The sequence below is a fragment of the Variovorax sp. ISS6 genome, from assembly GCF_056523145.1.
On the sequence record NZ_JAWRZC010000001.1, the window covers coordinates 2,388,602 to 2,409,722 of the forward strand.

Annotated in this window: 19 protein-coding genes; 17 read left to right on the forward strand and 2 right to left on the reverse strand. The window is 54.5% G+C overall.

Annotation, left to right across the window (positions count from 1 at the left end; translation table 11 throughout):
• Nucleotides 1-34: 34 nt before the first annotated feature.
• Nucleotides 35-1,198 carry a S1C family serine protease gene (locus AC1HIL_RS10935; RefSeq protein WP_057595250.1) on the reverse strand — a complete coding sequence of 388 codons (1,164 nt, stop codon included), beginning with the start codon at nt 1,196-1,198 and terminating at the stop codon, nt 35-37.
• A gap of 308 nt (nt 1,199-1,506) precedes the next feature.
• Here AC1HIL_RS10935 and AC1HIL_RS10940 point away from each other — a divergent pair, with 308 nt between their 5' ends.
• Genes AC1HIL_RS10940 through pdxA form a run of 3 tightly spaced genes read left to right on the forward strand, consistent with a single transcriptional unit; the run spans nt 1,507 to nt 4,690 of the window.
• Nucleotides 1,507-2,859 carry an MFS transporter gene (locus AC1HIL_RS10940; protein ID WP_261209872.1) on the forward strand — a complete coding sequence of 451 codons (1,353 nt, stop codon included), beginning with the start codon at nt 1,507-1,509 and terminating at the stop codon, nt 2,857-2,859.
• Nucleotides 2,856-3,629, forward strand: coding sequence for a Nif3-like dinuclear metal center hexameric protein (locus AC1HIL_RS10945; RefSeq protein WP_203204648.1), 774 nt, complete (start codon nt 2,856-2,858; stop codon nt 3,627-3,629). The genes AC1HIL_RS10940 and AC1HIL_RS10945 overlap by 4 nt, the downstream gene beginning before the upstream one ends.
• Nucleotides 3,626-4,690 (forward strand): 4-hydroxythreonine-4-phosphate dehydrogenase PdxA, encoded by a 1,065-nt coding sequence (gene pdxA, locus AC1HIL_RS10950; RefSeq protein WP_479671779.1) that lies wholly within the window; start codon nt 3,626-3,628, stop codon nt 4,688-4,690. Before AC1HIL_RS10945 ends, pdxA begins: the two co-directional genes overlap by 4 nt.
• Before the next feature lie 37 nt (nt 4,691-4,727).
• Here pdxA and mscL read toward each other — a convergent pair whose 3' ends face one another.
• Nucleotides 4,728-5,159, reverse strand: a complete 432-nt coding sequence (gene mscL / locus AC1HIL_RS10955; protein ID WP_057595247.1) for a large conductance mechanosensitive channel protein MscL — start codon at nt 5,157-5,159, stop codon at nt 4,728-4,730.
• Between the two features lie 810 nt (nt 5,160-5,969).
• Between mscL and AC1HIL_RS10960 the strand changes: the two genes are divergently transcribed.
• The 14 genes from AC1HIL_RS10960 to AC1HIL_RS11025 all read left to right on the forward strand — a co-directional run bounded on the left by AC1HIL_RS10960 (nt 5,970) and on the right by AC1HIL_RS11025 (nt 21,120).
• Nucleotides 5,970-7,139, forward strand: coding sequence for a polysaccharide biosynthesis/export family protein (locus AC1HIL_RS10960; RefSeq protein ID WP_479671780.1), 1,170 nt, complete (start codon nt 5,970-5,972; stop codon nt 7,137-7,139).
• 130 nt (nt 7,140-7,269) lie between these two features.
• A complete protein-coding gene (locus AC1HIL_RS10965; RefSeq protein WP_479672485.1) occupies nt 7,270-8,571 on the forward strand; it encodes a nucleotide sugar dehydrogenase in 1,302 nt (433 codons plus the stop codon).
• Between the two features lie 25 nt (nt 8,572-8,596).
• Nucleotides 8,597-9,544: a Gfo/Idh/MocA family protein gene (locus tag AC1HIL_RS10970; RefSeq protein WP_479671781.1), complete on the forward strand. Its 948-nt coding sequence runs from the start codon at nt 8,597-8,599 to the stop codon at nt 9,542-9,544.
• 16 nt (nt 9,545-9,560) lie between these two features.
• Nucleotides 9,561-10,151: an acyltransferase gene (locus AC1HIL_RS10975; protein WP_479671782.1), complete on the forward strand. Its 591-nt coding sequence runs from the start codon at nt 9,561-9,563 to the stop codon at nt 10,149-10,151.
• Complete coding sequence (locus tag AC1HIL_RS10980) at nt 10,148-11,233, forward strand: DegT/DnrJ/EryC1/StrS family aminotransferase (RefSeq protein ID WP_479671783.1); 1,086 nt, start codon at nt 10,148-10,150, stop codon at nt 11,231-11,233. The genes AC1HIL_RS10975 and AC1HIL_RS10980 overlap by 4 nt, the downstream gene beginning before the upstream one ends.
• A 5-nt stretch (nt 11,234-11,238) precedes the next feature.
• The gene (locus AC1HIL_RS10985) at nt 11,239-12,258 is read left to right on the forward strand and encodes a TDP-N-acetylfucosamine:lipid II N-acetylfucosaminyltransferase family protein (RefSeq protein ID WP_479672755.1); all 1,020 of its coding nucleotides are present in this window, start codon (nt 11,239-11,241) and stop codon (nt 12,256-12,258) included.
• 4 nt (nt 12,259-12,262) lie between these two features.
• Nucleotides 12,263-12,829, forward strand: coding sequence for an acyltransferase (locus tag AC1HIL_RS10990; protein WP_479671785.1), 567 nt, complete (start codon nt 12,263-12,265; stop codon nt 12,827-12,829).
• Entirely contained in the window at nt 12,822-13,952 is a 1,131-nt protein-coding gene (gene rffA / locus AC1HIL_RS10995) for a dTDP-4-amino-4,6-dideoxygalactose transaminase (RefSeq protein ID WP_479671786.1), read from the forward strand. Before AC1HIL_RS10990 ends, rffA begins: the two co-directional genes overlap by 8 nt.
• A complete protein-coding gene (locus tag AC1HIL_RS11000; protein WP_479671787.1) occupies nt 13,949-15,367 on the forward strand; it encodes a lipopolysaccharide biosynthesis protein in 1,419 nt (472 codons plus the stop codon). Before rffA ends, AC1HIL_RS11000 begins: the two co-directional genes overlap by 4 nt.
• A 138-nt stretch (nt 15,368-15,505) precedes the next feature.
• Nucleotides 15,506-16,711 (forward strand): O-antigen polymerase, encoded by a 1,206-nt coding sequence (locus AC1HIL_RS11005; protein ID WP_479671788.1) that lies wholly within the window; start codon nt 15,506-15,508, stop codon nt 16,709-16,711.
• Entirely contained in the window at nt 16,708-17,811 is a 1,104-nt protein-coding gene (locus AC1HIL_RS11010; RefSeq protein ID WP_479671789.1) for a glycosyltransferase, read from the forward strand. Before AC1HIL_RS11005 ends, AC1HIL_RS11010 begins: the two co-directional genes overlap by 4 nt.
• A complete protein-coding gene (locus AC1HIL_RS11015; RefSeq protein ID WP_479671790.1) occupies nt 17,789-18,904 on the forward strand; it encodes a glycosyltransferase in 1,116 nt (371 codons plus the stop codon). Before AC1HIL_RS11010 ends, AC1HIL_RS11015 begins: the two co-directional genes overlap by 23 nt.
• A gap of 12 nt (nt 18,905-18,916) precedes the next feature.
• Entirely contained in the window at nt 18,917-20,068 is a 1,152-nt protein-coding gene (locus AC1HIL_RS11020; protein WP_479671791.1) for a glycosyltransferase, read from the forward strand.
• A complete protein-coding gene (locus AC1HIL_RS11025) occupies nt 20,065-21,120 on the forward strand; it encodes a polysaccharide biosynthesis protein (RefSeq protein ID WP_479671792.1) in 1,056 nt (351 codons plus the stop codon). Before AC1HIL_RS11020 ends, AC1HIL_RS11025 begins: the two co-directional genes overlap by 4 nt.
• Nucleotide 21,121 lies beyond the last annotated feature (1 nt).

Sequence of the window (21,121 nt, forward strand, 5' to 3'; positions counted from 1 at the left end):
GCGCCGCGGACCCCGGGCCCGCGCGTCTCGTTCGTCACTCCTGCTGGTTCGGCACCTGCCGCACCGGGCTCTTCGGCCGCAGGCCCGGCATCACGTCCAGTTCCATCTTGTCGCTGCCGCGCTGCAGCGCGAAGCGCGCGGTGCTGCCGGGCTTGAGGCCGGCCACGGCGGTCAGCAGCGCCTGCACGCTGTCGGTCTTCTTGTCGCCCACCGCGGTGATCACGTCGCCGGGGCGGATGCCGGCCTTGGCGGCCGGGCCGTTCTGCAGCACGCCGGTGATGATCACGCCCGCGTCGGCCTTCACGCCGAAGGTCTCGGCCAGTTCGGGCGACAGCTCGTTCGGCTCGACGCCGATCCAGCCGCGACGCACCTGGCCTTCCTTCACGATGCCCTCGAGCACGATCTTGGCCATCGACACGGGAATGGCGAAGCCGATGCCCATGCTGCCGCCCGAGCGCGAGTAGATCGCGGTGTTGATGCCCAGCAGGTTGCCGTTGACGTCGATCAGCGCGCCGCCCGAGTTGCCGGGGTTGATGGCCGCGTCGGTCTGGATGAAGTTCTCGAAGTTGTTGATGCCGAGCTGGTTGCGGCCCAGCGCCGAGACGATGCCGCTGGTCACGGTCTGGCCGACGCCGAAGGGATTGCCGATGGCCAGCACCTGGTCGCCCACCTGCAGTTCGTCGGAGCTGCCCAGCACGATCACCGGCAGCTTGTCGAGCTCGATCTTGAGCACGGCCAGGTCGGTGTCGGGATCGGTGCCGATCACCTTGCCGCGCGCATGGCGGCTGTCGTTGAGCGTGACCTCGATCTCGTCGGCGCCCTCGACCACGTGGTTGTTGGTGAGGATGTAGCCGTCGGTGCTCACGATCACGCCGCTGCCCAGGCCCACCTGGGGCTGGTCGTCCTGGTCGCCGAAGAAGAAACGGAACCAGGGGTCGTTGCTGCGCGGATGGCGCTGTGCCGCCTTGCTGGTGTTGATGCTCACCACCGCCGGCGAGGCCTTCTTGGCTGCGGCGCTCAGGCTGCCGGGCGCGGGCACGCCGGGCGTCGAGCTCGCGGGCGCCTCGATGATCGATACCACGCCGCCCAGCGAGGTCGTGCGCCGGTTGATCCATTCGGGCTTGAGCGTGGCGACCACGAAATAGGCCGCCAGCAGGACGGTCACGGCTTGGGCGAAGAGCAGCCAGGTGCGTTTCATGAAAACTTGGTGAAAAGGCGCGAAGGCGAAGGCGCTGAGGGGGAAAAGGCCGCGGAGCGCGGCATCGTCGACGATTGTCTCTCAACGGCAGGGGGCGAAGACCGCGCCGGCCGGTCGAGATTCACTGAAGGTCGAGGCGCCAATAAGGGATAACCCCTAGCATCGTGGCCCCGGGCCTACCGGCCCGGCTCTCCTTCGCCCCCGCCCCGCCCATCCGGTGGACGCGGCCGGGCATTTCGTCGGCGCACCGCTTTCGCTTCCCATCCGGCCCCGCGGCCCCGGTGCGCGGCCACGACTTTCCGCCCGCCATGACTTCACACGCAACCACCCCGGACGGCGCAGCGCCGGCCCCGGCCCGCGCGCTCGATGCCCGCGACTACAAGACGCTCGCCCTCTCCGCCCTCGGCGGCACGCTCGAGTTCTACGACTTCGTCATCTACGTCTTCTTCGCCACCGTGCTGGGCGCGCTCTTCTTCCCGGCCGACATGCCCGACTGGCTGCGCCAACTGCAGACCTTCGGCATCTTCGCGGCCGGCTACCTGGCCCGCCCGGTCGGCGGCATCGTGATCGCGCATTTCGGCGACCTGCTCGGCCGCAAGCGCATGTTCACGCTGTCGATCTTCCTGATGGCCGCGCCCACGCTGGTGATCGGCCTGCTGCCCACCTACGCCAGCATCGGCGTGGCCGCGCCCCTGCTGCTGCTGGCCATGCGCGTGCTGCAGGGCGCGGCCATCGGCGGCGAGATGCCCGGTGCCTGGGTGTTCGTCGGCGAACACGTGCCCGCGCAGCGCTACGGCTTCGGCATCGGCACGCTGACCTCGGGCATCACCGGCGGCATCCTGCTGGGCTCGCTGGTGGCCGTGGCCATCAACCGGCACTACGCGCCCGAGCAGGTGCACGACTTCGCCTGGCGCATCCCCTTCATCCTCGGCGGCGTGTTCGGACTGGTGTCGGTGTACCTGCGCCGCTTCCTGCACGAGACCCCCGTGTTCCGCGAGCTGGCCGACCGCCGCAGCGTGGCGCGCGAGCTGCCGCTGCGCACCGTGCTGCGCGAGCACCGCGGCGCCAGCGTGTTCGTCGCGCTGCAGACCTGGGTGCTGTCGGCCGCGATCGTGGTGGTGGTGCTCTACACGCCCACCTACCTGCAGAAGGTGCACCACATCCCGGCCGCGCTGGCGCTCGAGGCCAATGCGCTCGCCACCCTCACGCTGACCATCGGCTGCGTGATCGTCGGCTGGGCCAGCGACCGCATCGGCACGCGTGCCGTCATGCTGATCGGTTGGGGCGGCCTGTTCGCGACCGCCTATCTCTTCTACACCGGCCTGCCCGGCACGCCGGCCACGCTGTTCTGGCACTACGGATTGGTGGGGCTGTTCGTGGGCACCATCGCCACCGTGCCGATCGCCGGCGTGCGCGCCTTTCCGGCGCCGGTGCGCTTCACGGGGCTTTCGTTCGCCTACAACATGTCGTATGCCGTCTTCGGCGGGCTCACGCCGGTAATCCTCACGCTCTGGCTGCAGCACGACCCCATGGCGCCCGCGCACTACGTGGCGGTGCTGGCCGCGCTGGGCTTCGTGCTCGCGCTCTGGCCCCTGGCCGCCCGTGGCCACCCCATGCGGGCTGGCGTCGCGTCGGGCGGGGGCGCGACAATGTCGCGATGAGCACCACCCGCCACGAACTGCTTCACGCATTCGACCTGCTGCTCGCTCCCGAGCGCTTCAAGGACTACGGACCGAACGGCCTGCAGGTCGAGGGCCGCACCACCGTGCGCAAGATCGTCTCGGGCGTGACCGCGAGCCGCGCGCTGATCGAGGCCGCGATCCGCGCCGAGGCCGATGCCATCTTCGTCCATCACGGCCTCTTCTGGCGCGGCCAGGACGGCCGCGTCACCGGCTGGATGAAGCAGCGGCTGGCGCTGCTGCTGAACCGCGACATCAACCTCTTCGCCTACCACCTGCCGCTCGACGCGCATCCCGAGCTCGGCAACAACGCGCAACTCGGCCTGCAGCTCGGCCTGCTGGCCCATCCCGGATCGGCCGGGCGCTTCGGCGAGCAGGAGCTGGGTTTTCTCGGCGGCCTTGAGGACGGCGAGACCCTGGCCAATGCGAAGGCGCTTGCCGTCCATGTCGAGAAGGTGCTCAAGCGGCCTGTGACGCTGGTCGACACCGCCCATCGTCCGATCAAGACCATCGCCTGGTGCACCGGCGGCGCGCAGGGCTACTTCGAGGCTGCCATCGCGGCCGGCGCCGATGCCTTCATCACCGGCGAGATCTCGGAACCGCAGGCGCACTACGCGCGCGAGATGGGCGTGGCCTTCCTGGCCTGCGGCCATCACGCCACCGAGCGCTACGGCGCGCCCGCTGTGGCCGAGCACGTGGCCGCGCAGCTCGGGCTGCAGCACGAGTTCATCGACATCGACAACCCGGCATGACGGGCGAGGCATCCGTGGGCGGAAGGCCCGTCGCCATCACGCTCGGCGATCCCGCGGGCATCGGGCCCGAGATCATCGGCAAGGCGTTTCGCGATGCGCCCGAGGCCGCGCGGGGCGCCTTCGTGGCGGGTGATGTGGGGACGATGCGGGAGGCGTTGCAGGTCCTGTCGGCGCCTGGACAGCCGACGTGGCCCGTGGTCGAGATTGCTTCGCCAGCCGAGGCGCTGGAGATCCCGCCGGGTTGCGTGCCCGTGCTGCAGACGATCGCGCCGCCCGTGGGGGTGGTGCATGGCCGCATCAGCGCCGAGGCGGGGCGCGCGGCGGGCGACGCGGTGGTCTGGGCGGTGCGGGCCGCGCTGCGGGGCGAGATCGCCGCCATCGTCACCGCGCCCTTGCACAAGGAGGCGCTGTCCGCCGCGGGATTCCCTTTTCCGGGCCACACCGAACTGCTGCAGGCCGAAGCCGCTGCGCATCTGGGCCGCGACGTGGCCGAGGTGCCCGTGCGCATGATGCTGGCCAACGACGAGTTGCGCACAGTGCTCGTCAGCATCCACATGTCGCTGCGCCAGGCGATCGAGGCCGTCACCTTCGACGGCGTGCTCGAGACCTTGCGCATCACCCATCACGCACTCTCGCGCACCCTGGGCCGCGCGCCGCGCATCGGTGTCGCGGGGCTCAATCCGCATGCCGGGGAGGGCGGACTCTTCGGCTCGGAGGAGCAGGAGATCATCGTGCCCGCCATCGCCGCGGCGCGCGCCGAAGGCATCGCCGCCGATGGCCCGCATGCGCCCGACACCGTGTTCATGCGCGCGCGCGCGAAGCAGCCGGGCGTGGCCGACAGCGGCGAGTTCGACGTGGTGGTGGCGATGTACCACGACCAGGGACTGATCCCGGTGAAGTACCTGGGGGTGGAGAAGGGCGTGAACGTGACGCTAGGGCTGCCGCTGGTGCGGACCAGTCCCGATCACGGGACGGCGTTCGATATCGCGGGCACCGGTCGCGCGGATGCATCGAGCCTGATCGAGGCGCTGCGCATGGCGCGCGCGCTGGCCGGTATCTGAGGAGTGATGCGCGGCCCGCAACGGGCCGCGCTGCGCATCAGGAGCGCTTGAGGCTGTCGCGGATCTCGCGCAGCAGCACGATGTCCTCGGGCGGCGCGGCGGGGGCGGCCGGCGCGGCTTCTTCCGTGCGGCGCAGGCGATTGATCTGCTTGACCATCATGAAGATGATGAAGGCGAGGATCACGAAGTTGACCACGATGGTGATGAAGTTGCCGTACGCCAGCACCGGCACGCCGGCCTTCTTCAGCTCCGCCAGCGTGTTGGCGACACCTGCCGGCACCGTGCCCAGGACCACATAGAGGTTCGAGAAGTCCAGCTTGCCGAACACCAGGCCGATGACCGGCATGATGATGTCGGCCACCAGCGAGTCGACGATCTTGCCGAAGGCCGCGCCGATGATCACGCCGACCGCCAGGTCGACGACGTTGCCCTTGACGGCAAACTCCTTGAATTCGCTGAGGATGGTCATGGTTGGGAGGGTGCTGGAGCACTGGGGTTGAGAGAGGCGCCAGTATGCACGGGGAGGCTGGGGTCTTCGGCGCGGCGTGGTGCTTGAGTCCCATGAAGTCCTTCACAAAGCTGAGCCGAATCTGGATCGCTGCCGGCGCGATGGATTGGCCGTGATCCGAAGCGGGTCGGGTCCAATTTGTTTCTGGTTGTTTCTAATTTTGTCCAGTCGGAGCGAGCCCTCACGACCTGTGCTCCCTCAAGCGGGGGATGCACGAACTTTTTCGCAACTTTACATTCGCGCGGAGGGCTTCTTTCGCAGCTTTTTCGTGGGTGTTCAGCAACGTGCCCTACGGAAAACGGTGCTAACACAGGGATCGCTAACACTTTGGCAATGCTACAAAGGTTATAAAAAAGTCTTCTTCTTCGAGTAGATTGGTTTGCTGGGCAGGGAGTGTTGAACGAGAGAAGCCAGGGGGGACTCGCCTATGATCGGCCTGCTGAGCAAGGTTGGACACAATCTTTTGCAACTTACAAGCCGGGATAGCAGTCGTCACGTGCAGCGACAATGCCGGGTTGGCCTGGGGAGGGAAATCCCGCAGGTCTCTTGACCAACAGCCAAACAGGGAGGCTGCTGACCACCGCGTCAGATGCCAGGCGTAGATGCGCCTGGGGGTCTGGGTTGTTCAACAATCAATCAGTCGTGCGATGAGGATCGTTTTGAGAAGACGCTATGTGCACCCCATTGGGCCAGCCAATCTTTTGGTTCGGGTTTTGTTGAGGTAGGGCTTGTCCCGAATTCGAAATTGACGATGGCGAAAATTGACTTTCCGTGGGGGTTGAATTGAAAAAAGAAGCGAATTTTCTGAGGTGGGCTCTGCTGGCGTCCGTGGTGGTGTTGCAGGCGTGCGCCATTGCACCGGGCATGGGGAACGTCGAGCCTTACGACGCGGCCGGTCCGTTGCCGAACGACTTCCGTTATCTGCCGGATGGTGCGCCTGAGGGGGAGATCACGCCTATTTCTCTTGCGCTGGTTCGTACCTTGGCGGAGGCTGCGCCGAAGGGTGTGCCGCCGGAGGTGCAGGCGCTGTTTGGCAAGGGCGCGCGGTACACCATTGGGTCGGGCGACGTGGTGGGTGTGATCGTGTATGACCATCCGGAATTGCTGCCGAATGCCGGGGCCGTGATCTCGCAGTCTGTGGATCCGACCGGTGTGCAGGTTGCGCCAGGATTCATCGTCGATGCTGATGGTGAGATTGCATTCCCTTATATCGGCCGAGTGCGCGTGGCAGGATTGAGCGAAGGTGATGCTTCGGATCTGCTGGTCAAACTGCTCAGGCCGCATATTCGCGATCCGCAGGTCACGGTGCGAATTCAATCCTTCAGAAGTCGTCGCGCCTACGTGGAAGGCGAAGTTCGCAATCCCGGCTCGCAGATCTTCACGGACGTGCCGATGACACTGAACGAAGCCATTAATAGAGCTGGTGGCATCACCGCGGCGGGCAATCGATCTGCCGTGACGCTTGTTAGGAATGGCCAATCCATTGCCATCGATTTGGTCAAGCTGAGAGAGGCCGGTTATGACGGTAACAGCATTCCTCTGAAAAGCGAAGACACCGTCCGAATCGCGAACAGGGAGGATTCCAAGGTCTTTCTCATGGGAGAGGTTTTGGCCCCACTGGCACTGCCCATGCGTAGCAATGGGCGCCTCAGCTTGAGCGAGGCCTTGGGCGAGGCGGGTGGCCCGCTGAATGCCACGGCAAGCGCCGGCCAGATCTATGTCATTCGCCAAGGCGCAACTGGGGCACCCGCAATTTTTAATCTCAACGCCAAGAATCCGGCCGCACTTGCTATCGCGAGCCAATTCCGGTTGCAGTCCCAAGACGTGGTCTATATCGATCCCGTTCCCTTGGTCAAATGGAACCGCGTGATCAACTTGATTCTGCCATCTGCGTCGATAGCGAATACAGCGAGCGAAATCTACGTTCGGCACAACAACTGACATATAGAGCCTCATTCATTGCCTGAACGGCGAATGCAGTGACTGGGGCTGTCAAAAAACCGTTCAGGCACTAAGGCGACGTCTTCGATTGAAGGCGCGTCGACAGGTTTTTGACTTTGATGTTCTCGGTATGCAAATCCTCTCTCCCAAACAACCCGTTGCGATCATCGGCCTAGGCTATGTAGGACTGCCTCTTGCCGTGGAGTTCGGCAAAAAACGCCAAGTTATTGGCTTCGATATCAATGCTAAACGCATTACCGAACTGCAAGGTGGACAAGATCACACGCTTGAGACTACGCCTGAAGAGCTGAAGGCGGCAACGCAACTTGCTTTTACATCACACGTCGATGATTTGCGCGATTGCTCCGTCTTTATCGTGACCGTTCCCACGCCAATCGACAATGCCAATAGACCTGATCTGACTCCACTGATCAAGGCCAGCGAAACCATCGGCAAGATCATGAAGGATGGCGCGATAGTGATCTTCGAATCGACGGTGTATCCGGGTGCCACTGAAGAGGTCTGCGTTCCCGTACTGGAGAAGTTCAGCGGAAAGGAGTTCAACGTCGAGTTTTTCTGTGGATACAGTCCAGAGCGGATAAATCCTGGAGATAAGGTCAATACGCTCACCAAGATCAAGAAGATCACCAGCGGAAGCACCCCTGAAGTGGCTGACCTCGTGGATGGCCTCTATAACGAGATCATCGCCGCGGGGACACACAAAGCTGCCAGCATCAAAGTCGCCGAGGCCGCCAAGGTGATCGAGAACACGCAGCGTGATCTGAACATCGCGTTGGTCAACGAACTTTCCGTGATTTTCGAGCGTTTGGGTATCGACACACTCGACGTGCTTGAGGCGGCTGGAAGCAAATGGAACTTCCTGCCGTTCCGGCCGGGTCTCGTGGGTGGGCACTGCATCGGTGTGGATCCCTACTATCTCACGCACAAGGCTGAACAGGTTGGCTACCACCCACAGGTGATCTTGGCCGGACGTCGCATCAACGACAACATGGCGCGTTATGTGGCACGCAGCACCATCAAGCTCATGTTGAAGAATGGTATGGACGTGCCGCGTTGCCGCATTGGGGTGCTGGGCGTCACTTTCAAGGAAAACTGCCCCGACATCCGCAATAGCAAGATCGTGGACATGGTGCGGGAGTTCGAGGCGTGGGGGGCTTCCGTCGAGATCGTGGACCCTTGGGCGGATGCAGCAGAGGTGGCCCACGAGTACGGCCTTCGGCTTGGACAGGTCGATGTGGACCATCCGGTCGACGCGCTCGTCGTGGCTGTGGGCCATAACGAATACCGCCGCGCGAGCTTGGCCGATCTGCGTGCGCTCTGTCGGGGCGAGCAGCCCGTACTGGTTGACGTCAAGAGCCTATTCAACGCCCAGGATGCACGCGACAGCGGCTTTACCGTATTTCGTCTCTAAGTCACTTCCCGTCTTTTTCCTCGACATGAAAAACTTTGCTCTTATCGGTGCCGCCGGCTACATCGCTCCGCGCCACATGCGTGCCATCAAGGACACGGACAATCATCTTGCGGTCGCATACGACATCAACGATTCGGTTGGCATCATCGACAGCATCTCGCCGCAAAGCGAGTTCTTTACGGAGTTCGAACGATTTTCCGAGTATGCACAGCAACTCAAGCGCAACCCTGCGACTGCACTGGACTATGTGGCGATCTGCAGTCCCAATTACTTGCATCACCCCCACATTGCCGCAGGTCTGCGCTTGGGCTGCGACGTGATCTGCGAGAAGCCCTTAGTGCCCACGCCCGATCTGGTCGATGAACTGGAACGCGTGGAAAAGGAAACCGGCAAGCGCGTCTTCAACATTCTTCAGTTGCGTCACCACGATGCCATCCTGAAGCTGCGCGACAAGGTCGCTGCCGCGCCGACAGATACCAAGTTCGATGTCGAACTGACTTACATCACTTCGCGTGGCAAGTGGTATATGGAAAGCTGGAAGGGAGACAGCCGCAAGTCGTTTGGCGTGGCAACCAATATCGGCGTGCACTTCTATGACATGCTGCATTTCATCTTCGGCAAGCTGCAGCGCAATGTGGTGCATCACAGTAGCGCCGCGAAAGCGGCAGGCTATCTTGAATACGAGCGTGCGCGGGTGCGCTGGTTTCTGTCCATCGACGCCAATGATTTGCCAGCCGATGTCAAAGGAAATAAGACCACTTTCCGCAACATCGATATCAGCGGCGAAAAGCTCGAATTCTCCGAAGGTTTCACCGATTTGCACACTGTAAGCTACAAAGAAATTCTGGCCGGTCGTGGCTATGGGCTTGTGGACGCACGCCATTGCATCGAAACTGTTGACGTAATTCGCAGGGCGATGCCCGTTAAAGGCGAACAGGGCGAAGTGCATCCGTTCGTGCGCCATCTGACCTGACGGAAGCCGGCTTGCCATGACGTACAAGTCTCACCCCACCGCGATTGTCGACGAGGGGGCCCGGATTGGCGATGGCACTCGTATCTGGCATTGGGTACATGTCAGCGCGCAGGCGTCGATCGGCGATGGCTGTTCGCTCGGCCAGAACGTCTATATTGGCAACGACGTGAGCATCGGCCGCAATGTCAAGATCCAAAACAACGTCAGCGTATATGACGCGGTCACCTTGGAAGATGACGTGTTTTGCGGACCAAGCATGGTCTTTACCAATGTCTATAACCCGCGCTCGGCTGTCACCCGCAAGGACGAATACCGTCGAACTCTCGTAAAGCGTGGCGCGACGCTCGGCGCTAATTGCACCATCGTCTGTGGTAACACGGTAGGCGAATATGCCTTTGTCGGCGCTGGCGCCGTGGTCAACAAGAATGTGCCGGCCTATGCGCTCATGGTGGGTGTGCCAGCTCGGCAAATCGGCTGGATGAGCGAATTTGGCGAACAACTCGCGCTGCCGCTTGAAGGCGAAGCGGAAACCGTCTGCGTACACACCGGCGCGCGCTATGTACTCGACGGCAATGCCGTAACTAAGTTGGATACAAAAAAGCCATGATCGAATTCATCGACTTGAAGACCCAGCAGGCCAGAATCAAGAGCGAGATCGACGCGGCCATTCAACGCGTGCTTGCTCATGGGCAGTACATCCTCGGGCCCGAAGTTGCAGAGTTGGAAGAAAAACTCGCCGCCTATACGGGCGCCAAGCATTGCATCACCGTTGCAAATGGCACTGATGCATTGCAGATTGCGCAAATGGCACTTGGCATTGGCCCGGGAGATGAAGTTGTAATGCCGGGCTTCACATACATTGCAACTGCTGAAACCGTCGCGCTGCTGGGAGCTAAGCCCGTATACGTCGATATCGATCCTCGTACCTACAACTTAGATTCCGCATTGCTTGAGGCCGCTATCACCCCGCGGACCAAGGCGATCGTTCCGGTGAGCCTGTACGGTCAATGCGCAGACTTCGATGCGATCAATGCCGTCGCCGCCAAATACAGGATTCCGGTCATCGAAGATGCAGCGCAGAGCTTTGGTGCTACGTACAAAAGCCGCAAAAGCTGCAATCTTTCAACTATTGCGTGCACTAGCTTCTTTCCCAGCAAGCCCTTGGGGTGCTACGGAGACGGAGGCGCTATTTTTACCAATGATGATGGACTCGCCAAGGTAATGCGGCAGATAGCAAGGCATGGCCAAGATCGGCGGTATCACCATGTTCGCGTAGGTGTGAATAGCCGGATGGATACCCTTCAGGCCGCAATTCTATTACCAAAGCTTACGTTGCTTGAAGAAGAAATTCAGTGCCGTCAAAAAGTAGCCGACTGGTATGGAGAGTTATTTGGCCAGTTTGAGGTGGGAGGCATTCCGTTTATTGATTCCTGCAACAACAGTGCGTGGGCGCAGTACACGATGCGTTTCAGTTTTCGTGAGAAGGTGCAAGAAAAACTTCGGGTCGCCGAGATTCCTTGCTCGGTGCACTATCCTATCCCACTGAATAGACAACCTGCGGTTGCAGACTTGGACGTTCAATTGAAAAACGGCGATTTGATGGCGGCGCAGGTGTTGAGCTTGCCGATGCACCCATATCTATCAAAAACGCAAGTTGAAAGAGTTGTAAATTCCATTTGCGGCGAATAATGATTTTGCACCTGGCAACTCCCGCAGCCATCACTAAGAATTTTTTCCTATTCTTGGAGGAAAATTTAGATTGTTCTGGAAATTTTTTGCTCTCTGCTAGCAATCCTGCTGCGTGGCCGTCTCTGAAGATTGTGAAAAATGTTTCCAGCGAAAAGAGCATTTGGTGGTTTGTAAATTTTCTCAGCCATGCTAATAGAGCGGAAAAAATAATAATACATGGCCTTTGGGAGTCGCGCGTACTGTTGATGCTGGTGTTGAATCCCTGGCTGCTGAAGCGTTGCTATTGGGTCATCTGGGGCGCTGATCTTTATTCCTATAAGAGTAAAAAGAAGAGCATGCGCTCGAATTTCGTAGAAGCTCTTCGACGATTTGTTATTCGACGCATGGGTTTCATGGTGACCTTCGTCGAGGGAGATGTGAATCTGGCTCGCAAATGGTATGGGGCAACCGGGCGCTACTTGGAGTGCTTCATGTACACAAGCAACGTTTTCCGCCATCCAAATGACTCGGCGGAAAATGATTCCGCCGTGCATATTCAAGTTGGAAACTCGGCAGATCCTAGCAACAACCACTTGGAAATATTTGATCAATTGATGGAGTACCGCGATCAAAATATTTTCATATATGCCCCTTTGTCCTACGGCGATGCTAAAAATGCACAGGCTATTGAGGAGGAAGGTTTTAGGCGATTCGGCGAGAAATTCGTGGCGCTGAAAGAATTGATGCCGATCGAGGCGTATTTAAAATTCCTCGGAAAGATGGATGTTGCAATATTCAATCATAAGCGGCAACAGGGGATGGGAAATACCATTTCATTGCTCGGGATGGGCAAAAAGGTCTATTTGAATCCCGAAGTCACGCCATGGGATACATTCAAATCTATTGGAATAGAGATATTTGATTCGAGAGAGGTGTCGTTGGAGCCTATGACCTCGGATCAGAAAAAATCGAATCGTGAGGCTGTAGAAAGAAATTTCTCGGAAAAAAAGCTGATCAGTCAGCTGCGTGATGTTTTGAAAGGCTAGCTTGATGGCTTATTACACTGAACAACAATTGGGCGAGATGGGTTTCAAACGCGTCGGAAAGAATGTAAAAATCAGTAGCAGGGCTAGCATATACAATGCCGATCAAATAGAGATTGGCGATTATTCGCGGATTGACGATTTTTGCGTAATTTCTGGGCGAATAAATATTGGTCGATTCGTTCATGTGGCCCCGATGTGTCTGGTTGCGGGCGGGGAAAAAGGAATTAACCTGGAGGATTTTTCCGGTCTTGCTTACCACGTGCAAGTATTCACTCAGTCGGATGACTACAGTGGCGCCACATTAACAAATCCTACAGTAAGCACAAAATATAAGGCCGAAAAGAAAATTGAAGTCAGCGTGAGGCGCCACGTCATCATCGGCGCGGGATCGATCATATTTCCAGGTGTGGATATTGCTGAAGGGTGTTCGGTCGGAGCAATGTCTTTGGTACACAAGAGCACCGAGCCCTGGGGTATCTACTTGGGAAATCCGGCTCGAAGAATAAAAGAGAGAAAAAGAGATTTGCTGGAATTGGAAAAAAAGTTTCTCGAGGATTTTTCAAGTGATTAATTTTAACGTTCCTCCCCGTACCGGAAATGAGGATCAGCATGTTCTGGCAGCCATGCGAAATCCAAAAATGGCTGGCGACGGTGAATATAGTCGACGCTGCCAGGCATGGTTTGAGGATCAATTGGCCTGCAAAAAGGCGCTTTTGACGCCTTCCTGCACGCAGGCTTTGGAAATGGCTGCTATCTTGATCGACACAAAGCCTGGCGATGAAATCATCATGCCGAGCTATACGTTTGTCAGCACCGCCAACGCATTTGTGCTACGAGGTGCGAAGATCGTTTTTGTCGACATTCGCCCGGACACGATGAATATAGATGAGCAGCTAATAGAGGCTGCCATCACGCCAAAAACTAAAGCCATCGTCCCTGTGCACTACGCCGGCGTCAGTTGTGAGATGGATGCAATTATGGATATTGCTCGTCGTCACGAACTATATGTGATTGAAGATGCAGCCCAAGGCATGATGTCGACCTACAAAGGCAGGCGGCTTGGGAGCATCGGCCATATGGGGGCATTTAGTTTTCATGAAACAAAAAATTATACGAGTGGTGGAGAAGGCGGGCTGCTGATTATCAACGATGAACGCTTCGTGCACCGAGCAGAAATCATTCGCGAAAAGGGGACCAATCGGAGTCAATTTTTTCGCGGAATGGTCGACAAGTACTCGTGGGTAGATGTCGGAAGTAGCTATCTGCCGTCGGAGATTCAAGCTGCATATCTGTGGGGACAACTTGAGATGGCAGAGCAGATAAATGCGAACCGGCTTGCGACATTTACGGCATATACTGCTGCTTTGCGTTCCCTAGCCGAGGACGGATATATAGAGTTGCCCAACGTGCCCAATGGTTGCGTTCATAACGGGCACATGATTTACCTAAAAGTGCGTGATTTGGCTCAACGAGCCGCTTTTCTCGATCACATGCAGAAAAGAGGCGTGATGGCTATTTTCCATTACGTGCCATTGCATACCGCGGCCGCAGGATTACAGTTCAGCCGTTTTCACGGTCCAGACTCTTTCACCACACTGCATAGTGAGCGCCTCGTTCGTCTTCCCATGTGGTATGGGCTACCGCGAGTGAACCTCGATCACGTGGTGAAATCTGCTTCTGAGTTTTTCGCTTGAACCTCAAAACTGTTATAGGTTTTGCACTTGGTCCCTTGGCCAGTGCTGTGCTTGGGGTCGCGACGGTTCCCGTGATTGCTTGGGCATTTAGTCCTGACGATGTAGGTCGGTTAAATGTCCTCCAAGTTCTGCTTTCGTTCAGTTTGCTTCTACTGGTACTAGGCCTAGATCAGGCCTACGTGCGCGAATTTCATGAGTCCAATGATCGAACTCGCTTGTTGAAAGCGTGCTTCACTCCTGGTTTTTTGCTGCTTTGCATTGGAGCAGCGATCGCTATGGCTTTTGGTGGCTACGTTACGGTATGGCTTTTTGGGGAAACCAATACTTGGTATTTCCCATTAACGCTTATTTGCGTCGTTGCCACGTATATTTCGCGTTTTCTTTCGTTGATTTTGCGCATGCAAGAACGGGGACTGGCATTCTCGATGAGCCAGATAATTCCCAAGATCGTGCAGCTTGTGCTACTCTGCGGCGCAATTTTCTCAGGTTTTTCTCGTGGTTTTTCGACGTTGCTTTGGATTTCAACGACATCTACGCTCGTAGTCGTTGTCGTTTATGCTTGGAATACACGGCAGCAGTGGATGCTCGCCATTCCGGCTCAAGTGAAATTCGAGGAATACCGAGGGCTGCTTAAATTTGGATTTCCACTGGTTTTTTCGGGGTTGGCATATTGGGGATTGACGGCCAGCAGTATTGTTATTTTGCACAACCGCTCAACGCTCGCTGAAATCGGTATTTATTCAGTTGCCAGTAGCTTTGCCGCCAGCGCAGCCATTTTCCAATCAATTTTTACCGTCGTATGGGCTCCCGCGATATATAAATTGGCGGCGAGGGAGCTTGAGGCAAGCCGAGTAGAAGGAATTGCGCGCCAAGCATTGGCACTGGTATGCGCCATTTTTTCGATCGCGGGAATATTTTCATGGCTTGTTGATTACATGTTGCCTCGTCATTATGTGGGCGTCAAGTATCTTATTTTGTGTGCAATTACACCGCCAGTGTTTTATACCCTGTCTGAGATTACCGGAATCGGTATCGGAATTTCCCGTCGAACCGCCTTGACGATCTGGGTTACCCTTGCAGCGCTTGCCGCAAATCTACTGCTTGGCTTTTGGTTGATTCCAACGCAAGGTGCAGCCGGTGCTGTTCTGGCAAATGCTTTCTCATACTTGATTTTTTTCGTTGCACGTACCGAAGCTTCCGTATTTGTTTGGCAAAAATTTTCGAGAAAAAAACTTTATATTTTCACCGTTTTGATGACCACGCTAGCCATGTTTGGTGTCGTGCGAGGAGCGCAGCTGTCGATACCTATTGCATTTATTTGGTTGGCCATATTCCCATTCCTTTTTTGGTGTTTTAGAAGCGAATGGATTGAGATTTTTGCCTATTTTAAAAAAAGAGGAATTAAAAAAGCCTAGCTGCCAACTGGCCTTCAAGATGGACATCTTGAGGATCAAAACGCTCGGCGTATTGAAGATAACTAGACCCTTATGGGTCGTCGGCGGTAAAATCCAATTCTTTAGTCGGGTTGCATGATTTATACAACGATCATGAGCGTGTTTTTAACGCTCATCACCTTCGCTGCACTACGCAGCTATGGCATCAGATGGATCGTTGCCTCGCCCCCAATCTTGATGAACATGTTCATCATGGGGTACACGGTGATCGGGGTCCAGCTTTATTATCAGGGTGAATACTATTTTTTAGGTTCGGACTTTGAGCCATATCTGAATGATCTGTACCTCGTAATCAACATATTCAACTTGTTGTTTGTCTCGACATTTCTTTTAGGGGTAAAAACTTCGAAAATTCGACGCGTGAAGAGAGTAGACCGCAGGGTTACGAGCTCATTTTTGTTGCTTTATGCTGCACCGCTCTTTTTGTATGCTGCGCTGAGACTGTCTTTGCTTTCTGAGTCAGGCAACGCGCTGCTAAATTTACTGATGATTTTGTTCAATTCGCTGATTCCGATCATCGGATACGCTCTATTGAAGTCCGTCAGATTTTCAAAAATTTTTCTCCTTGGTTTTGTGCTCCTGGCCGTATTTTTTGGTTTCCGGTATCGAATAGTTTTACTGCTTCTTCCGATTGCGTTGTACTTTTTCGTTTTGCATTCCTACAGTCTGCGAAATAGAATCATTCTGGCTTCGTCCATTATCGGAGGGGTATTTTTAATTGCAGTGGTGGGCGTCACGCGCGAATATTCGACAGGGCTCACACTATCTAGGTTGGACAGTCTAAGTATCGGGGATGTATTGATTCACGGCGTGTTCAACGATACATCCACGGCCTTGGTGTCCGGCGCGGTAATTGATCAGATCCGAGTGAGCGGAAATTATGCGGGGCTTGCGCAATTTTATTATGTGTTGTCATATTTTGTGCCAAGCTCATTCTTTGAAAACAAAGAATATTCACCTATTTTCTCATTTGTCTCGCAGGTTACAGGGCAGTACTCAAATCAAAGCGGGGCCGCAGTTTTGGGATTTGTAGAGTATTACCATACGGCTGGTTATTTTGGCGTCGCTCTATTTGCTTTGGTCCTTTCGTTCACTCTTGCTCGACTATACAAATCAGCTGTATATGGAGGCAGTTACGAGGTTTTCTTTTATCTCGTGATTGTGTCTTGGTTTATTAATTCGTTGACAAGAGGGTATCTGCCGCAAAACTTTCAAGATTTGATCTCATTGTGTATTGGGCTGAGGTTGATAAAAATGAAGATTTCTTCTTCCTCGTTTCGTATATTCCCTGCTCGGACTATATGAAAAGCACTGTGTTGCTGGTTATGTGCGGTCGCCGTGTTGAAAAGCTGGGGGGGCAAGACCGTCGTTGGCTTAAAGTGGCCAAACTGATTTCGGAAGCATGCAGTGCGCGCATTCTCATTAACGAATCTTATGCGGCGCTCGCAAAAAAAACGGAAATCCCTTTGCCAAACGAAATGGACGTAGTTTCTGAAAAGAGAAACAAATATGTCGCTTATCTTTGGTTGAATCTAGTAATTTTCTTTCGAGCATTTCGATGCGAAAAGATCCACTATTGTGGAAACGCACTGGAAATGACACCCTCCGCTGTGCTTATTTGGATCTTGCTTCGAAAGAACATTACTTTTTCGTTTAATGGCGTTTCGATCGATTACCTCAAGGAAACGGGGCAAAAAAAAGCGGTAATGCTATTGCGAGTCATGAATTGCATCGCATATCGAATAGAAGTTCTCAACAAAACTGTCGTTTCTGAGAATTTCTTTAATCCGAAAAAAATTCGCTTGTCGAACGCCATGTATGCAGGGCCAGAGACTTTGGTGTCGGCCATTGAAGATTCAAAAAAAATTGTATTTGCCGGGCATCTATACGCCGCAAAAGGGGCTTATCTTTTGATGCGCATCGTAGAGACATGTCCCGACCTAAAATTCCGATTCGTCATCTACGGGGAGCGCCCTTCCGATGCCGATTTAAATGTCAACGAATGGATTGCCAAAATTTCTAGTTACGCGAATGTTTCATTTATGAATCACGCGAATGACATGTCTGAGGCTTATTCCGATGCTTCGGTAGTTTTAAGCCTGCAAACGATTTCAAATTATCCTTCTCAAGTCGTTATGGAAGGGCTTGTCCAAGGGGCTGCGGTGGTAATCGTGAAGAGCGGGGACAGCGAGAGATTTGGCGATGGGCCAGGGATTTTTTATGTGCCGGCAGAATTTGATTCTTATGCCTATTGGCAGGCAATATCCCTTGCTTCGGAATGTTCGGCATCGAAGAGAATCTTAATATCCAGTGCTGCGTTAGAAAATTTTGGAGCTGGCACCTACGTTAGAAACTTCATGAACAATATGGGAATTGCCGCTAATGCCAACGGTCTTTGTAACTAATATTCCCACTCCCTATCGAATCTCAACATTCAACGCTCTTAAGGCAGAAGCAGATGAGCTGGGGAGAGATTTTTCTGTTTTTTTCATGAGCAGAACTGAGTCGAATAGAAATTGGCTTATAGATGAAGAGTTCGCCTTCCCATATAAGCAGTGGGACATGCCGGCAGTTGCGCTTCGGGGTATATATTTTAGATTCAGCTTTTCATTTATCAGAGCTGCTATCACGAAGGCCGATCACCTGATTTTGGGTGGAAGCTGGAATGACTTGAACGTTGTCGTTATTGCGCTGTTGAAACGCATTCATTTGGTCAAGGCCAAAGTTTCGTTTTGGACGGAAGCCAATTATCTGACGGTAGGAGCTCAGAGGACTTCGAAGCTCAAGCATTTTGCGAGAAGGTTGATCTTGCGGAGTGCTGATGGAAATTATTTCATTCCAGGTAAAATGGCGTCACTGACTCTGGAAAGATGGGGAATTGGCCGAGAGGAAAAATACGTTTCATTGCCAAATTTACCAGATGTTCGGTTTGATAAAAATTTGGCGACATGGCACGATAAAAAAGGCGAGGAGCCTGTTTTTACAATCGTAGCGAGGCTCGATGAGAAAACTAAGGGGATAGAGAACTTTGTCAAAAATTTAGGGGCGGACCGCATCAGAAAAATCAGGTTGAATATTATTGGTTCGGGGCATGATCTTTCTCGATATCAAGATTTTGTGAAAAGCCAAAACCTGGAAAAACATGTTTTTCTGTTGGGCGAGCTCTCCGGGGACGAGGTGGTCCGCCACCTCCAGAGCTCCAGCGTATTTGTTCTGCCTTCGTTTTCTGATCCAAGTCCCTTATCTTTGATTGAGGCTTGCAAGATTGGTTTGCCGCTGCTGGTTTCAGATAGATGCGGCAATCACCATGAGTGCTTGGTTGTTGGGAAAAATGGATATTTATTTGATCCGACAGAGGCTGAACAAATTATTTTTGCCTTCGACCAAATTCTTTTCGATCGAAAGAGTTGGGCTAATTTTTCTGAGTTTTCTGTTGGGTTGGCGAAAGAGAAATTCAATTCGAAGGACGTGCTGAGGCGATTGGCATCGTATCTGTGATTGCCCGGGGAAATGAAAAAAATTCTTATAAACGCTTCCAATCTCCATCATGGTGGTGGCGTACAGGTGGCAGCCTCTTTCATTGCCGAGCTCGCGGAAATGTTGGAACGGCTTCCGCCGGGCGAGCTTGTTGTGTATGTTTCCAGTGCCGTTCATTCGGCGCTTTCCGCTCAGGGGTTTGACGCTGGCCTGATTCCTGGGTACACGGTCTTTAATGTCCACGGTACTGAAGCGTTCGCGCGGAAAGTCACAAATAAATTTCTGGGATATGATTTGATTTTCACGATATTTGGGCCATTGTATCTATCGCGAAAAATTCCAAATCATGTTGTTGGTTTTGCGCAGCTTTGGATTTTATGTCCGGATAATGAGATCAGCAGAAAATCCAGCGTATATAGCAGGCTGAGGGTTGCGTTGGCCTATAAGATAAAATGGATTTTCTTTAAATGGTCGAGCGCAAGATTGATTGTTGAGTTGCCTCATGTTAAGTCAAAGCTCGTGGCATATAAGGGTTACCCGGAGGAGAAAATCGATGTTGCATACAACTGTGTTGCCGCACTTTATTTCGATCGACCCTCTTGGTCGCCGGTAAAATTTTCTTTTTCAAAAAAAGCAGAGATAATTAAGATTGGTTATCCTGCGCGCGCGTATTCGCATAAAAACCTAGAAATCCTCCTTGCAGTTGCTCTTGAATTGAGGCGCGTGGCGGGCGATGTTTTTGAATTTTACGTTACTCTGCGTCCCGACGAGTGGAGTCATTTTTCGGATGAGTATAGGTCGGTAATAAAAAATGTCGGCGAGCTTAGTCCGGCTCAGTGCCCAAGCTTTTATGAAGCCATGAACGGCGTGCTATTTGTCAGCTTGCTGGAATGTTTTTCTGCCACCCCGCTGGAGGCCATAGCAATGCGGCGAGCGATTTTTGCATCTGACCGAGAGTTCGTGCGCGATTGCTGCGGGCCCCATGCGGTTTATGTAGATCCTCTTGATCCTGAAGACATTGCCGCGGCAATTCACCGCTGGTTCTTTTTGATTCCTGATGAAAGTAGAAAACACCATTTGGAGGAAGCGTATGCATATTTGCTTGACTTACCCAACAGTAAGAGCCGTGCCATCAAATACATAGAAGTGATGAAGAATCAGTTAAATTTTGGGGTGCTGCAATGACTTCTGTTTTTAAGGGCAAGGTTTTGCTCGTGACGGGCGGAACGGGTTCCTTTGGTAAAGCCTTGCTGCATCGTGTATTGCATTCTGAGATATCCGAGATTCGCATATTCAGCCGCGATGAAAAAAAACAAGACGATATGCGAAAAAATTATAACAATGCTAAGTTGAAGTTTTATATCGGCGACGTGCGCGACTCTCGCAGTGTTGAGCAAGCCATGCGGGGGGTGGATTATGTTTTTCATGCCGCAGCGCTCAAGCAGGTACCTTCGTGCGAATTTCACCCTATGCAGGCTGTGCGCACGAATGTTCTAGGGACGGAGAATGTTCTGCTAGCTGCAATTCGAGCGAACGTAAAACGCGTGGTTTGTCTCAGCACGGATAAGGCGGTGTATCCAATCAATGCCATGGGTATCAGCAAGGCAATGATGGAAAAGGTGATGGTGGCTGCAAGTCGCAATCTTGAGTCTACGGAAACAGTAATCTGTGGGACGCGCTATGGGAATGTAATGGCGTCACGGGGGTCGGTGATTCCGCTATTCGTAAAGCAGGTGCTGACTGATCAGCCGATCACGATTACCAATCCTGAAATGACGAGATTCATGATGACGTTGGACTCGGCCGTAGATCTGGTGTTCTACGCTTTTGAGCACGGCAACAATGGTGACATATTTGTGCAGAAGGCGCCTGCTGCGACAGTACAAGTGCTTGCTCGTGCTATTCTGGAATTGATGAGTCGACCTGGCCATGCAGTGCATAGCATTGGAACTCGGCATGGAGAGAAGCTCTATGAAGCCTTGTTGAGCCGCGAAGAATTGGTTTGCGCCGAAGATATGGGCGAATACTTCCGTGTCCCGCCGGATGGGCGAGATTTAAATTACGCCAAGTATGTGGAATTGGGGGAGGAGCGCCTCACGAGGATTGCGGAGAGCGAAGACTATAACTCTCACAATACGCAAAGACTGGATGTGGAAGGGATGAAAAGTCTGCTACTCAAACTTGACTTCATGCAAAGAATAATAGCGGGAGACGCGGCCGAGTTGGATGGGTCTTGAT

Excerpts from the sequence above, each read along its gene's own strand:
- AC1HIL_RS10935 (WP_057595250.1), bottom strand. The coding sequence starts at position 1,198 with ATGAAACGCACCTGGCTGCTCTTCGCCCAAGCCGTGACCGTCCTGCTG.
- AC1HIL_RS10940 (WP_261209872.1), top strand. The coding sequence starts at position 1,507 with ATGACTTCACACGCAACCACCCCGGACGGCGCAGCGCCGGCCCCGGCC.
- AC1HIL_RS10945 (WP_203204648.1), top strand. The coding sequence starts at position 2,856 with ATGAGCACCACCCGCCACGAACTGCTTCACGCATTCGACCTGCTGCTC.
- pdxA (WP_479671779.1), top strand. The coding sequence starts at position 3,626 with ATGACGGGCGAGGCATCCGTGGGCGGAAGGCCCGTCGCCATCACGCTC.
- mscL (WP_057595247.1), bottom strand. The coding sequence starts at position 5,159 with ATGACCATCCTCAGCGAATTCAAGGAGTTTGCCGTCAAGGGCAACGTC.
- AC1HIL_RS10965 (WP_479672485.1), top strand. The coding sequence starts at position 7,270 with ATGCAAATCCTCTCTCCCAAACAACCCGTTGCGATCATCGGCCTAGGC.
- AC1HIL_RS10970 (WP_479671781.1), top strand. The coding sequence starts at position 8,597 with ATGAAAAACTTTGCTCTTATCGGTGCCGCCGGCTACATCGCTCCGCGC.
- AC1HIL_RS10975 (WP_479671782.1), top strand. The coding sequence starts at position 9,561 with ATGACGTACAAGTCTCACCCCACCGCGATTGTCGACGAGGGGGCCCGG.
- AC1HIL_RS10980 (WP_479671783.1), top strand. The coding sequence starts at position 10,148 with ATGATCGAATTCATCGACTTGAAGACCCAGCAGGCCAGAATCAAGAGC.
- AC1HIL_RS10990 (WP_479671785.1), top strand. The coding sequence starts at position 12,263 with ATGGCTTATTACACTGAACAACAATTGGGCGAGATGGGTTTCAAACGC.
- AC1HIL_RS11010 (WP_479671789.1), top strand. The coding sequence starts at position 16,708 with ATGAAAAGCACTGTGTTGCTGGTTATGTGCGGTCGCCGTGTTGAAAAG.
- AC1HIL_RS11015 (WP_479671790.1), top strand. The coding sequence starts at position 17,789 with ATGCCAACGGTCTTTGTAACTAATATTCCCACTCCCTATCGAATCTCA.
- AC1HIL_RS11020 (WP_479671791.1), top strand. The coding sequence starts at position 18,917 with ATGAAAAAAATTCTTATAAACGCTTCCAATCTCCATCATGGTGGTGGC.
- AC1HIL_RS11025 (WP_479671792.1), top strand. The coding sequence starts at position 20,065 with ATGACTTCTGTTTTTAAGGGCAAGGTTTTGCTCGTGACGGGCGGAACG.